Genomic DNA, 13,525 nt, shown 5'->3' on the forward strand with positions numbered 1-13,525 from the left:
GCGCCGGGCGGCGGCGCTTCAGCCTTCGCGCTCGAGCGCCGACTCCTCGCGGATCGCCTTGCCGCCCTGGGCGGTGAAGCGCAGGAGCTTGCCGGGATCTTCGGCCTCCATCGCGAAGGACTCGATCTCCTCGAACAGCGCCTCGAGCTTCCGCGGGCCGCATGTGGGCAGGAAGCTGCGGAGTACGCGCGGGTCGTAGAACCGGAAATACTGCTGCTTGCCTGTCCCGCTCTCGACCAGGAGAAACCGGCGGAGGTGCTTGCGCACGTCGCCGAACGGGCGGTTGCTCGTCAGGAAGACGCCCCAGCTGTCGCCCCAGCCGCTGTCGATCAGCGCGTCGAGCAGGCTGGACCCCAGCGGGAGCTGCACGAGCGTGGGGCCGACGTCCGCGAGGATCTCGCCCTGGAAGCCGGTGTAGAGCGACGCTGACTGCTCGCCCGCCTCCAGGAGGAGCAGCCGGATGCGGGGATCGCGGGCCGCGTCGAGCACCGCGAAGAGCGGCGCGCGCTCCTGCCGGAGCCGCGCCCGCGCCGACGCGGTGAACGGCGCGCCCGTCGCCACGACCGCGGTCCGCCGCGACCGCCGCGAGGGCGGGGCGGGCCTGGTCGGCGCGCACCTACCATTCGCGCCGTTCGCGCCGCTCGCCTCGCGGCGCACCACCGCGAACAGGGTCGCCCCCGCGCGGATCTCGTCGCCGTCCCGGAGCGACACCTCGCGCGCGCGCTCGCGGTTCACCTGCGTGCCGTTGCGGCTGCCCAGATCGCGCAGCAGGTAGCTGCCGTCGATCTCCTCCACCGAGAAGTGCAGGGCAGAGAGCTCACCGTCGCTCGCGATCGAGAGATCCGACTCAGGCGCGCGGCCGACGAGCAGCGGGCGGTCGCCCCGGATGCGCGCGGTCTGCCCGCTCAAGGGGCCCGAGATGACCCGGAGGAGGAATCCTGGTTCCTGGTCTTCGCTCATGGTCGTCTCCATCGCACAAGGCGCCGATGAGGCCGGCAAGCAAGCCTAGAACACTGATCGGCGTGAAATCCACACGAAGGCGGGAACCATGAGAGAGGTGATCGGAAGACTACCAATCTTTCCAGCTTACCCGACCTTTCAAGCAGCTTGCGCAGAATCCACGTCGGCGCGGGTCCTCTTGCCGCTCTTGCCGCCCGAGACAGCGACGGTGGGCGGCTGTGGTTCGAGCGGCCGGGGCGATCGGGCATTATCCGACCTGCTGACTGCGGGCGTCGCTGTCGCCCTCGCCGCGCGCGGGTGACGGCGCTGTGTCGAGGTCGTGGATGAGGCTGGCGGCGGTGGCGCCGAGCGCGTTCGGGGTTGCCGGTGGCACCGTGGATGGATGGTGGCCAGGGCATCCGGACTCAAGGCCGCGGCGGGCGGGAGCCGCGCGCGTCGGTGGAGGTGCGGTGTGAGCGGGGATGTCCGCCACGGCGGCCGCGCAGCGGCTCGAGGCGGAGCCAGCGCGCGACGAACGCCCGGTCCTCGGCGGCGAGCACGCCGGTGACCCACGCGGCGACGAGGTAGAGCCCCACGTAGAGCGGGGCGCCGAGCGTGAGGCAGAGCGCGGGGTGCCTGTCGACCGCGCCCGTGGCGAGGAACGCGGTGAGCGGCGCGGCGGCGACGAGGGCGGTGGCCGCGACGCGCCCGTAGTGGCCCCACGGGAAGACGCCGCGCAGGCCGACGCCGGAGAAGCGCGCGATGAAGGCCACCGTCAAGACGATCCCGATGACCTGCGTCAGGACGGCCGAGAGCGGCGCGCCGACCATGCCGAGCGTGGGCAGGAGGATCAGGTTCGCCGCGGTGTTGAACACCATGCCCAGCGCCTGGATCCGCAGGATCATCGACGTCTTGCCGAACGCCATCAGCGGGATGGCGTACGCCGTCACGCGCAGCGGCAGGAGCGCGGAGTAGATGCGGAACGGGACGGCGGCGCCGGCGTAGGCGTCGCCGTAGACGGTGCGCATGAGCGGCTCGGCGAAGAGCAGGAGGAACACCGCGATCGGGAGCATCATCAGCGTCGTCTTGCGGATGCCCGAGTGCCACAGCTCGATCGCCGCCCTCGCGCCCTCCGCCGGGGTGCGCCCGTTCTCGACGCGGGCGACGAGGTCGGGGAGCATCGTCGAGGCGACGGAGTAGGCGAGGACGCCGACGAGCGGGAGCTCCTGCGAGCCGACGGCGAACTCGGCGTACAGCCCCGCGCTGAAGAAGAGGCCGATGACGAACTTGTCGAGCTTCTGGTTGAAGACGCCGGCGAAGCGGGTGACCGAGAGCGGGAGCGCGTAGGCGAGCTGCGCCCTGACGCCGCCGGGGAACGGGGCGACGGCGACGTCCTGGAACAGCCGCGCGTAGAGCCGGTACGACAGCCAGAGCCGGAGCGCCTGCGCCGCGCACTGGGCGGCCACGATCCAGGCGATCGAGCACCCGAGCGCGGCCGGGACGATCGCCCCCGCGGCGCTCGAGATCGTGACGAGCAGCGCGACGCCGGCCGACTTGCGGTGGTTGTTCGTGGCGATGAAGAGCGGGCCGAAGACGCTCGCCGGGTAGGCGATCAAGCTCATGAGGCCCGTGAGCAGCAGCAGCCGCGTGACGTCCGCGCGGTCCTCGAGGAAGAGCCCGGGGACGAAGGCGAAGATCGAGAAGGCGAGCGCCGAGAGCGCCCCGAGGCCGAGCAGGAGGAGCATGCTCTGCCGCACCAGCCCCTTGAGCTCGGGGCGCGTCACCTTCGGCGCGAAGTAGAGGAACGACTCCGGCAGGTAGAGCTGCGCGAGATCGCGCCCCGTCATGAACAGCATCGTCACGAACGCGAGCACGCCGTACTCGGATTTGCCGAGCAGCCGCACCACCACGATGCCCTGCACGAGGATGATGAGGGTGTTGACGAACTGCCCTCCGACGACCATCCCGATCCGGTCGGCGAGCGACGTGCCCTGCGCCTCGGCGGGGGTCGGCGCCGCCCTCGCGGCCTCTGGCGCGCGCGAGGACGCGCTCGGATCGACCGGGGTCGGCGCCGCCCTCGCGGCCTCTGGCGCGCGCGAGGGCACGCTCGGATCGACCGGGGTCGGCTGCTCGTCCCGCATCGCGCCTCGGTAGCACATGCGCGGGCCGGAGCCGCGCGCGGTCGCCGACGCCGGGGGCGCTGGGCTCGGTCCGGCCGTGATATAGGCGCGGCGATGAGGCGCGCGCTCCTCGTGAGCTACTACTTTCCCCCGCGGTTCAGCGTCGGCGGTAAGCGCGCGTACCGCTTCGCGAAATTCCTGCCGGAGCACGGCTGGGCGGCGACGGTGCTCACGGCGAGGCCGCCGCCCGGCGAGCGGCTGGATCCGTCGTTCGGGGAGGCCGACCTGGCGGGGTGCGACGTGCGCCGCGACTACCTCTCGGACGCCGAGCTCGCGCGCATGCCGCGCCGCGTGCTCGGCTCCGACGGCACCGTCGAGGCGCCGACCGAGGCCCCGGTGCCGGTCGCGCGCCGGCGAGGCCTCGCGCGCGTCGCCGCCGAGGTCCGCTACGTCCCGGTGATCGGCCCCGACGCGGGCCGCGTCCCGGCCCTCGCGGCGCGCATCGCGCGCCTCGCCCGCGAGGTAGGCGCCGAGGTGATCTTCGCGAGCGGGGCGCCCTGGGAGGCGGTGCTCGCGGGCGCGCTGGCCGGCAGGGCCATCGGCAGGCCGGTCGTGGTCGACTTCCGCGATCCGTGGTCGTTCGGCCCGGTGATGGCGACGCGGCCCGCGTGGGTCCGCGCCGCGGCGGCGCTCGTCGAGCGGGCGGCGGTCGGCGCCGCCGCCGCGTTCACGGTGACGTCCGAGATGACGCGCGACGCCTACGTCGAGCGGGGCATCGCGCGCCGCGTCGCGTGCATCCGGACCGGCTTCGATCCCGACGCGGCGGTCGCGCCGCGGCGCGACGAGGCGGTGACGCTCGTCCACTTCGGCAACTGCTACAGCGAGCGCACGCTCGCGCCGTTCGTCCGCGCGCTCGCGGCGGTCGCGCGCCGCAGGTCGCTCGGCCCGGGCGCGATCCGGCTGCTCAACCTGGGGCGCGTCGCGAAGAGCGACCTCCGCCTGGCCGAGGAGCTCGGGGTGTCGCGGCTCTTCGAGCACCGCGCGGTCCTGCCGTACGCCGAGGGGCTCGGCCTCGTCGCGGGCGCCGACCTCGCGCTGCTCACCGGCTTCGGCGACGAGCCGTACCTCTTGCCCGGCAAGGTCTACGACTACCTGCTCGCGCGCGCGCCCATCCTCGCGGTCTCGCCGTCCCCCGAGGTCGCGCGCATCCTCGACGCGACGCGCCTCGGCTGGACCCACGCGGGCGGCGACGCCGCGGCGATCGAGCGCCGCATCGAGGACGCTGTCGACGCGCGCGCGGCCGGGCGGCCGCTGGTCGAGCCCGACCTGGCGGCGCTCTCCGGGCTCAGCGCCCGCGCCACGGCGGGCGCGCTCGCGCGCCTCTTCGAGGACGTCGCGGGGCGCATCGGGCACGCCGCGCGCTGACCTCGGGCATGCCGCGCGCGTCGGGCATGCCGCGCGCGTCGGGCATGCCGCGCGCGTCGCCCGGCGGCATCCTGCTTCGCGCGGAGCCCGAGCGACATGCTTGCCTGCGCGGCGGCCCCCGTGGCATGCGAGCCGCGATGCCTGACCATCATCTCCAGGACCGAGCGGGGCTCCCCGAGGGCGAGCGCGCCCTCCAAGAGGCGTGGCGCGCGAAGTACGCGCCCGAGGTGAAGGAGCTCATCGTGCGGCGCGAGGTCCCGTCGCCGAAGCTCACGCTGATCATCATCTCCTACAAGGCGAAGGATTACCTGATCGAGTGCCTCCAGCACGCGCGCGGTCAGACGGCGGCGCTCGACGTGCCGTTCGAGATCCTGCTCGCGGACAGCGGCGGCATCGAGCACCTGCGCCCGCGCTCCGCTCCGCTCGTCGACGTAGAGCTCCGGCTGACCGACGGCATCCCGCTGAACGCCGCGCGCAACGCGGCCATCGCCTGGGCGCGGGGCGAGTACGTCGCGTTCATCGACGACGACGGCCTCATCGCGCCGACGTTCGTGGAGGTCGTCTGCCGCGTCTTCGAGGACGCGCGCATCGCCGCGATGCGCGGCCGGATCATCCCCAAGGAGCACCCCTACTTCTGCACGCTCGCGGGGCACTACGACCGCGGCGACGACGTGGTCGACGACGTCCTCGCGACCGAGGGGCACATGGCGATCCGGCGCGGCATCTACCTGGAGACCGGGGGCTTTCCGGACCAGTTCTACGGCGCCGAGGGGGTCTACCTGGTGTACCGGATCGCCAGGATGTTCCCCGATCTGCGCGTCGTCTACGTGCCCGACCTCCTGATGCGGCACGACTACTTCGACAGCTGGGAGAACTTCATCTGGAAGACGCGCAAGTACCGGAGCATCCGGCGCGAGGTGGGCGGCATGGAGCCGGATCCCGAGTTCCTGCGCTACCTCGACGCGTACCTGGCGCGGCGGAAGCCGCACCGCCGGCGGACGGTGGAGCAGACCGTGGCGCTCGGGCTGCTCAAGGCGGTGCGCTGGGGGGTCCAGCGCCTGCCGGACTGGGCGGTGGGCCGGCCTTGACCGCTCCGATCGCGCGGGGCGCGCGGCTGACGAGGGAGGTGGGCTGATGGGCGAGGGCAGCGGCTTCGAGCGGGATCTCGAGGCGATCAACCGGCACTACACCGAGCGCTTCCTGCCGTCGAACCCCTGGGCGAGCCTGCTCAACGCCCACCCGTACCTCGTCGCGCGGCAGCGGCAGCGCCGCCTGCGCGAGGCGCTCGTCGAGTGCGGCGTGCGCACGCCCGAGGCGCTGCGCGAGATGTCGGTGCTCGACGTGGGCTGCGGGTCGGGCTCGAACCTGGCGTGGCTGGTCGAGCTCGGCGCGGACCCCGCGCGCCTCACCGGCGTCGATCTCGTCGCCCAGCGCGCCGAGCTCGCGCGGTCGCGCTTCGCCGGGATCCGCTTCATCGCGGGCGACTTCCTGAAGGCCGATGTCGGCGGCCCGTTCGACATGGTGATGATGTTCGCCGTCCTTTCGTCGGTGACGAACGCGGAGCTCAAGCGGGGCCTCATGGACAGGGCGCTCGGCCTGCTCCGCCCGGGGGGCATCTTCTTCTTCTACGACCTCGTCTCGCGGCGGCCCGTCCCCGGGACCGCCGACTACCAGCGCCTCACGTTCGCGGAGCTCGAGGGGTACTTCGCCCCACGCCCGCTGCGCACCTTCCGCCGGGACATCCTCCGCCGCGACGTCGCCGACCGGCTGGTGCAGCGGTTCGGCGTGACCGCGGCCGAGGTCGTCCAGGCGACCCGGCTGCTCAACATCGACGGCACCTTCGCCTACGCGCGCGGTTAGCCGCGGGACCTGGGGGGTGGGGCGTAATACCCCACCGGGGAGAAAAGGTCCTGCTCGGCCCGAGAGCGGGTATCGCGCGGGGCGCTGAACAGCCCGGTCCTGCGCTGGCACGATACGTGCCAATAACGGAGAACAACGGCGAACCACGCGCGAGCACGTGCGAAGCACGTGGCGACTAGCTGCCACCGCCGGTGAGCGCAGCGCGCACAGCGCCGCTGGCCGCCGCAGGAGAACACTCCATGTCCCAACGCGTCCTCCCCCCATCGGCCGAGATCGCCTGGCATAGCCTGCCGGTCAGCGAGGCGCTCTCCAGGACAGAGAGCGCCTCGTCCGGCCTCGCGATCGACGAGGCCGCCCGGCGGCTCAAGGACGTCGGACCCAACGTGATCCAGCGCGCGAAGGGCGACAGCGCGCTCAAGCTGCTCTTCCGTCAGATCAACGACCCGCTCATCTACGTGCTGCTCGCGTCGGCGGCCCTCGCGATGATCATGGGCGAGGCGATCGACGGCTCGGTCGTGCTGGCGGTGGTCGTGCTCAACACGGCGATCGGCTTCGTGCAGGAGCTCCGCGCGGGCAAGGCGATCGAGGCGCTCGCCGGCATGGTGCCCCAGTCGGCCACGGTCGTGCGCGGCGGAGAGCGGAGCGTGATCCCGGCGGCGGACGTGGTCCCCGGCGACGTGGTGGTGCTCGAGGCCGGCGACAAGGTCCCCGCGGACGCGCGGCTGCTCTCGGTGAAGAACCTCCACGTGGACGAGTCGGCGCTCACCGGCGAGTCGGTGCCGTCCGACAAGCACATCGACGTGGTCCCGGAGGACGCGGGGGTCGGCGACCGCAAGAACCTCGCCTTCGGCGGGACGCTCGTGACGAGCGGCACGGCCACCGCCGTGGTCATCGCGACGGGCGGCGGGACCGAGCTCGGCCGCATCTCGTCGATGCTCCACGAGGCGACCGAGATCGAGACGCCGCTCACGCGCTCGATGGCCAAGGTGGGCCGCGTGCTGACCATCGCGATCGTGGCAGTCGCGCTGCTCATCGTCGGGGTCGCGCTGCTGCGCGGCTACCCGCCGGTCGACGCGATGCTCGCGGGGATCTCGCTCGCCGTCGCCGCCATCCCCGAGGGGCTGCCGGCGATCATCACCATCTCGCTCGCCATCGGCGTGCAGCGCATGGCGCGGCGCCGCGCGGTGATCCGGAAGCTGCCCGCGGTCGAGACGCTGGGCAGCACGGGCGTCATCTGTTCGGACAAGACCGGCACGCTGACGCGCAACGAGATGACGGTCCGCGCTCTGTGGACGACGCCCTCCGGCGGGGCCGGCGGGGAGGAGGACGGGCAGCCGCTCGAGGTGACCGGCGTCGGCTACGCGCCGGTCGGCGAGCTCCGCCGCGGCGGCGCGCCGGTGGGCGAGGCGCCCGAGGCGGTGCGCGCGCTGCTGCGCGCGGGGCTGCTCTGCAACGACGCGCGCATGAAGCGCGAGGGCGACGTGTGCGGCGTCGAGGGCGACCCGACCGAGGGCGCGCTCGTCGTCGCGGCGCAGAAGCTCGGCGTGGACGCCGAGGCGACGCGGCGGGAGTACCCCCGGCTCGACGCGGTCCCGTTCTCGTCCGAGCGGCAGCTCATGGCGACGCTCCACGAGGCGCCCGGCGGCGAGCGGGTGATCTTCATGAAGGGGGCGCCCGAGGCGGTGCTCGGCCGCGTCACGCTCGGCGAGGCGGAGCGGGCCCAGGCGATGGCGCAGGTGGAGCAGATGGCGGCGCAGGGCATGCGGGTGCTCGCCGCGGCGGCGCGGCCGTTCGGGCGCGACGCGGCGTCGCTCGACGAGGAGCACCTCGCGGAGGGGTTCGAGCTGCTCGGCCTCGAGGGGATGATCGACCCGCCGCGGCCGGAGGCGATCGACGCGATCAAGGCGTGCCACGAGGCCGGGATCACGGTGAAGATGATCACGGGCGATCACCTCGCGACCGCGCGGGCGATCGGCGAGCAGCTCGGGCTCGTGCGCGACAGCGCGAGGGCGATGAACGGCACGGAGCTGGCGCGGCTCTCGGACGACGAGCTGCGCGCGGCGGCGAGGTCCACGAACGTGTTCGCGCGCGTGGCGCCGGAGCACAAACTGCGCCTGGTCCGGGCGCTGCAGGCCGAGGGGAAGGTCGTCGCCATGACGGGCGACGGCGTGAACGACGCGCCGGCGCTGAAGCAGGCGGACATCGGCGTGGCGATGGGGATCACGGGGACGGCGGTGTCGAAGGAGTCGGCCGACGTCGTGCTGACGGACGACAACTTCGCGAGCATCCGGGCGGCGGTCGAGGAGGGGCGCCGGGTCTACGACAACCTGGTCAAGGCGCTCGCGTTCGTGCTGCCGACGAACCTGGGCGAGGCGCTGATCCTGCTCGTGGCGGTGATGACCTTCCCCATCATCGGGGGCGCGCCGCTCATGCCGATCACGGCCGTCCAGATCCTCTGGGTCAACCTGGTGGCCACGGTGGCGCTCTCGCTGCCGCTCGCGTTCGAGGCGATGGAGAAGGACGTGATGAGCCGCCCGCCGCGGGACCCGAGCGAGCCGATCCTGAGCCGGTTCGTCCTCGTGCGCACGGCGATCGTCGCGGTGCTGATGACGGCGGGCGCGATCGGGCTCTTCCTGTACGAGTACTTCACGGAGGTGCGCGGCGGCATCGTCTCGGAGGTCGCCTACCGCGAGGCCCAGACCGCGGCGGTCACGACGGTCGTGCTGTTCCAGATCTTCTACGTGCTCAACTGCCGGTCGCTGCGCGACTCGATGGTGAAGATCGGGATCTTCTCGAACCGCTGGATCTACGTCGGGATCGGCGCGCTCCTCGCCCTGCAGCTCTGCTTCGTCTATGCGCCGTTCATGCACACGCTGTTCGGCTCGGCGCCGCTGTCGCTGGGGGCGTGGATCAACTCGACCCTGGTGGCGCTGACGATCCTGCCGGTGATGAGCGTCGAGCGGTGGTGGCGCCTGCGCCGGGCGCGCCGCGCGACCGAGCGCGAGCGCGGCGGCGCGGCGTCGTCCGATGTGGGCGCGATCGTGAACCGCGGCGGCGCCTCGCCGAGCCACCCGTGAAGGCGGCGCCGCGCGGTCGTCAGTCGTAGGGGAACGCGGTCCAGCCCTCCAGGTCCGGGCGGCATCGACGCTCTCGCCCTGCGCGATGCCGGCTTCCGGACGCGACCCGTGGTGAGCAGGGGTGGGCGCATGCGGCGGTGTGCAATCGGTGCCTGGGCGTCCGATTTCTCACCACGCCCCAGGCCATGCCCGTAAGTTAATTCGCTTCAGCTCCGACAGAGAAGCCCCTCCCCGTGGTCGCGCACTCCGAGCGCACACGCCCTCATGCGTCCTCGAGCTCACCCATCGACGCGGCCTCTCCCGTGAGCGTGCCGCCATCAGCGCGCTCGCTGCTCCCGCAGCGAACCGTCGATGTCCTCGGAGGTATGCGCGCCGATCTGGGCATACGGACCGTCTTCGGCCTGCCCGGCGGCACCATCGCTCCCCTCCATGACGCGCTCCTCGATCGGCCAGAGATCGAGATCGTGATCCGCTGGGGGCGATGAGCCACGCACGCTACCCGGGCAGGTGGCAATCGACGAATCTCGCGCCCGCCCGCGGCTCCGTCAAACCTCTGGTGCCCCGCCGCGGACCACGGCATGCTCCTCGGTCGACATGATCTACCTCGTCGCCGCGACGCGCCCGAACTTCATGAAGCTCGCCCCGATCTGCCGCGCCCTCAAGGCGCGCGGCCTACCGATGCGGCTCATCCACACAGGCCAGCACTTCGACCCGACGATGAGCGACGTGTTCTTCCGGGACCTCGGCCTGCCCACGCCCGATCACACGCTCAAGGCAGGCGGCGGCTCGCACGCCCAGCAGACGGCCGCCGTCCTCGTCGGCGTCGAGGCCGACCTGATCGAGAACCGGCCCAAGGTGGTTGTCGTCGTCGGCGACGTGACGAGCACCCTCGCCGGCGCGCTGGCGGCGTCGAAGCTCGGCATCCCCGTCGTGCACGTCGAGGCCGGGCTGCGCTCGCGCGACTGGACCATGCCCGAGGAGATCAACCGCGTCCTCACCGACCAGCTCTCCGATCTCCTGCTCACGCCCTCTCACGACGCCCACCCCAACCTGCTCGCCGAGGGCGTCCCCCCCGAGCGCGTCCGGTTCGTGGGCAACGTCATGATCGACTCGGTCCACTACGCCCTCAAGCGGCAGACCGACGCGCTCTCGCGCTTCGGCCTCGAGCCGAAGAAGTACGCGATCGCGACGCTCCACCGCCCGGCCAACGTCGACAGCGCCGAGCGGCTCGCCGCGACGCTCGACGCGCTCACCGCGATCGCAGCGCGCCTGCCGACGGTGTTCCCCGTCCACCCGCGCACGGTCGCGCGCGCCGAGTCGTTCGGCCTGTCGGCGCGCCTCCGCGAGACGAAGGGGCTCCGGATCATGGAGCCGCTCGGGTACGACGATTTCGTCACCGTGATGGGCAATGCGCTGCTCGTCGCCACCGACTCCGGCGGCATCCAGGAAGAGACGACCGCGCTCGGGATCCCGTGCCTCACGATGCGCCAGGGCACCGAGCGGCCCATCACCGTGACGCAGGGGACCAACACCGTCGTTGCTCTCGACGCCGCGCTCATCGCGCGCGAGGTCGACGCCATCCTGGACGGCCGCGGCAAGCGAGGCTCCGTGCCGGAAGGGTGGGACGGCAAGACCGGCGAGCGAATCGCCGACGCGCTGGAGGCCTTCCTCGCGGGCGACCCGCCGCCCAAGACGGCCGGCCCGCGCGCCTGAGCGCCAGCGCACAACGCGGGCTCACCGCCGCTCTCATCACCTCTCGCGTGGCTCACGTGCCTCTCACGTGCCTCTCACGTGGGTGACGCGCCGCCAGCGCGGCCACGCTCCCCACAACACCCGACCAAACAGCGCCCCGTGGCCCGGATACCGGGTTTCCGCCTGTTCATCGAAGAACGGTCCGGTTATACATGTATCGTGGTAAGGGAATTCCGGCCTGGAGTCGATAGGGCATCTCGGGGGCGGGAGCGGCGAGGCTTCACGCTCGTCGAGGTGATGCTCGCCGCGGGCATCGTGGCGGTCCTGGCCGCCCTGGCCACCCAGGGAGTGGCAAAGTACTTCGTGCTCGCCAGGTCGGCCGAGGCCAAACACACGATCGGCGCGATCTCGAGGGCCGTGGTCGTGTCGGCCGACCGGCTCCAGGCGAGAGCGGACGGCCCGGCAGCGCAGCCGCTGTGCAGCGACGCGGTCACGGTGCCCAACGCGTTCTATCGAGTCCAGGGGCACAAGTACCAGCCCGACCCCAGCCCGGGTGTGGATTACAACACAGGGAGCCCGACCGTGGGCTGGAAGTGCCTTGGATTCGAGATCACCCAGGCTCAGTCGTACCAGTATCGGTATCGGCTCGGCGGCTCCCCGATGCCCGTCTCGATCAATCACTTTCCGGAGGACGTGCCGCTGGAGCGCAGGTGGGCCGCGTACGCGCGGGGCGACCTCGACGGGGACGGGACGCACGCGTGGTTCGCGCTGGACGGCTACATGAAGGACGGGCAGGTGGTGTTCGCGAGCGCGATCGGCACCATCGACCCGGACGAGTAGGCGGCGCCGTGGATCCCGCCGCGCTCCACAGGCTGTTCGGCGCGCTCTCGTCGCGCCGCGGCGGAGAGAGCACCGCGATCGAGCTCCCGGGCGCAGACCTCGCGGCCGCGCACCTGCTCTGCGCCGATCTCCAGGGCGCGAACCTCGCCGGCGCGCGACTCGACGGGGCGAAGCTCGGCGGCGCGAACCTCGCGGGGGCGCGGCTCGACGCCGCGTCGCTCGTCAACGCGGACCTCACCGGCGCCGATCTGCGCTGGGCCGACCTGTCCGGAGCGCTGCTCGGCGGGGCGCTGTTCACGGCCGCCGACCTGCGCGGGGCCAGGCTCCCGCGCTCGTTCTCCTCGGCGAGCTCGCTGTCGGGCGCCCGCGTCGACGCGTCGGCGTGCGCGCGCTCCGGCCTCGACGAGGAGGCCATCCTGGCGCTGGCGGGCGCGGGCGCGTCGTTCGACGACATCGCGTCGTTCTCCTCGCCGCTGCGCGACGCGCTCGCCAGCGCCGGCGCGGTCGCCGAGAGCGCGGAGCGGAGCCGCCGCCTGGCTCCGCCCGAGTCGCAGCGGGTGAGCGCGCCGCCTGACGCGCAGCGGCTCGGGGCCGGGCCCGAGTCGCAGCGGGTGAGCGCGCCGCCCGAGTCGCAGCGGGTGAGCGCGCCGCCTGACGCGCAGCGGCTCGGGGCCGGACCCGACTCGCGGCGGATGACCGCGGCGCCGTCCTCGCAACGGATCCCCGAGGCACCCTCCTCGCAGCGGCTCGGGGCTGGGCCGGAGCCGCAGCGGGTGAGCGCGCCGCCCGAGTCGCGCCGCCATGGCGCGGCCGCGGGGGCGCCACGCCGCGCCGCCGGCGCCTCGCGCCAGCTGGCGGAGGAGCCCCTGCTCGCGCGGCCGGTCGAGCTGCGCCTCGCGCTCGCCGGCGCCGCGCTGCTCCTCGTCCTCGCGACCGCCGTCGCCCTCGCGAAGATCCCGCCGCCCGGGCTCCTCCGGGCCGCGCAAGCGGGCGGCGCGCTGGGCGCGGCGCTCCTGACCTTCGCGCTGCCGCTCCTCGGCGCCGAGCGCGGCGCCGCGCGCGCCCTCGCTGCCCGCCTCGTGCTCGCCGCGCTCGTCGCGACGCTGGTCCACGGCGTCGACCCGTCCCGCCTCGCCGTCTTCCGGCTGCGCGCCACGCTGGTGTCGGGCGACGCCGCGGGCCGAGCCGCCGCCGTGCGCCTGCTCGCGCGGAGCGGTCATCGCCATTTCGACGGGCTGGACCTCTCAGGGATCGAGCTCGCCAGCGCCGATCTCAGCCAGACGAGCTTCCGGAACGCGCGCCTCGCCGGGGCAGACCTGTCGGGCGCCGCGCTGATGGAGTCGACCTTCGAGGGGGCCGATCTGAGCGGCGCGAACCTGCGGGGCGCCGACCTCACGGGGGCGGACGCCGACCAGGCGCGCGGCTGGGAGCTCGCCGAGTGCGACGCGGCGACGGAGCTGCCGGGCGACGGCGCGTGCGTGCTCGGACACCCGGTCCGCGCGCCGCAGCCAGCGCAGGACGCCACCGCGCGCTCCGCGCACGAGGGCGCGCCCCCGGCCGGAGCGCTGTAGC

The 13,525-nt window shown here is 73.2% G+C and carries 9 protein-coding genes; 7 read left to right on the plus strand and 2 right to left on the minus strand.

What is annotated here, in order from left to right; translation table 11 throughout:
- Positions 1-18: 18 nt before the first annotated feature.
- A complete protein-coding gene (locus tag WME89_RS14930) occupies positions 19-960 on the minus strand; it encodes a DUF4123 domain-containing protein (RefSeq protein ID WP_438009831.1) in 942 nt (313 codons plus the stop codon).
- 404 nt (positions 961-1,364) lie between these two features.
- Positions 1,365-3,080 carry an oligosaccharide flippase family protein gene (locus tag WME89_RS14935; RefSeq protein ID WP_438009832.1) on the minus strand — a complete coding sequence of 572 codons (1,716 nt, stop codon included), beginning with the start codon at positions 3,078-3,080 and terminating at the stop codon, positions 1,365-1,367.
- Positions 3,081-3,173: 93 nt separating this feature from the next.
- Here WME89_RS14935 and WME89_RS14940 point away from each other — a divergent pair, with 93 nt between their 5' ends.
- The 7 genes from WME89_RS14940 (at position 3,174) to WME89_RS14970 (ending at position 13,524) form a co-directional block, all read left to right on the plus strand.
- Positions 3,174-4,484, plus strand: coding sequence for a glycosyltransferase (locus WME89_RS14940; RefSeq protein ID WP_438009833.1), 1,311 nt, complete (start codon positions 3,174-3,176; stop codon positions 4,482-4,484).
- Positions 4,485-4,621: 137 nt separating this feature from the next.
- Positions 4,622-5,572, plus strand: a complete 951-nt coding sequence (locus WME89_RS14945) for a glycosyltransferase (RefSeq protein ID WP_437625852.1) — start codon at positions 4,622-4,624, stop codon at positions 5,570-5,572.
- A gap of 46 nt (positions 5,573-5,618) precedes the next feature.
- Complete coding sequence (locus WME89_RS14950; RefSeq protein ID WP_437625853.1) at positions 5,619-6,344, plus strand: class I SAM-dependent methyltransferase; 726 nt, start codon at positions 5,619-5,621, stop codon at positions 6,342-6,344.
- Positions 6,345-6,583: 239 nt separating this feature from the next.
- The gene (locus WME89_RS14955; RefSeq protein WP_438009834.1) at positions 6,584-9,421 is read left to right on the plus strand and encodes a cation-translocating P-type ATPase; all 2,838 of its coding nucleotides are present in this window, start codon (positions 6,584-6,586) and stop codon (positions 9,419-9,421) included.
- 594 nt (positions 9,422-10,015) lie between these two features.
- The gene (wecB, locus tag WME89_RS14960) at positions 10,016-11,134 is read left to right on the plus strand and encodes a non-hydrolyzing UDP-N-acetylglucosamine 2-epimerase (protein WP_437625855.1); all 1,119 of its coding nucleotides are present in this window, start codon (positions 10,016-10,018) and stop codon (positions 11,132-11,134) included.
- Positions 11,135-11,332: 198 nt separating this feature from the next.
- On the plus strand, positions 11,333-11,953 hold the full coding sequence (locus WME89_RS14965; protein WP_438009835.1) for a type II secretion system protein: 621 nt from the start codon (positions 11,333-11,335) through the stop codon (positions 11,951-11,953).
- A gap of 8 nt (positions 11,954-11,961) precedes the next feature.
- On the plus strand, positions 11,962-13,524 hold the full coding sequence (locus WME89_RS14970) for a pentapeptide repeat-containing protein (protein WP_438009836.1): 1,563 nt from the start codon (positions 11,962-11,964) through the stop codon (positions 13,522-13,524).
- Position 13,525: the final 1 nt, after the last annotated feature.

This window comes from Sorangium sp. So ce321, assembly GCF_051530195.1.
Lineage (GTDB): Bacteria > Myxococcota_A > Polyangia > Polyangiales > Polyangiaceae > Sorangium.

Bases quoted from the DNA above. Each gene is read 5' to 3' on its own strand.
- WME89_RS14945 (WP_437625852.1), top strand. From the start codon at position 4,622: ATGCCTGACCATCATCTCCAGGACCGAGCGGGGCTCCCCGAGGGCGAG.
- WME89_RS14950 (WP_437625853.1), top strand. From the start codon at position 5,619: ATGGGCGAGGGCAGCGGCTTCGAGCGGGATCTCGAGGCGATCAACCGG.
- WME89_RS14930 (WP_438009831.1), bottom strand. From the start codon at position 960: ATGAGCGAAGACCAGGAACCAGGATTCCTCCTCCGGGTCATCTCGGGC.
- WME89_RS14940 (WP_438009833.1), top strand. From the start codon at position 3,174: ATGAGGCGCGCGCTCCTCGTGAGCTACTACTTTCCCCCGCGGTTCAGC.
- WME89_RS14935 (WP_438009832.1), bottom strand. From the start codon at position 3,080: ATGCGGGACGAGCAGCCGACCCCGGTCGATCCGAGCGTGCCCTCGCGC.
- wecB (WP_437625855.1), top strand. From the start codon at position 10,016: ATGATCTACCTCGTCGCCGCGACGCGCCCGAACTTCATGAAGCTCGCC.
- WME89_RS14955 (WP_438009834.1), top strand. From the start codon at position 6,584: ATGTCCCAACGCGTCCTCCCCCCATCGGCCGAGATCGCCTGGCATAGC.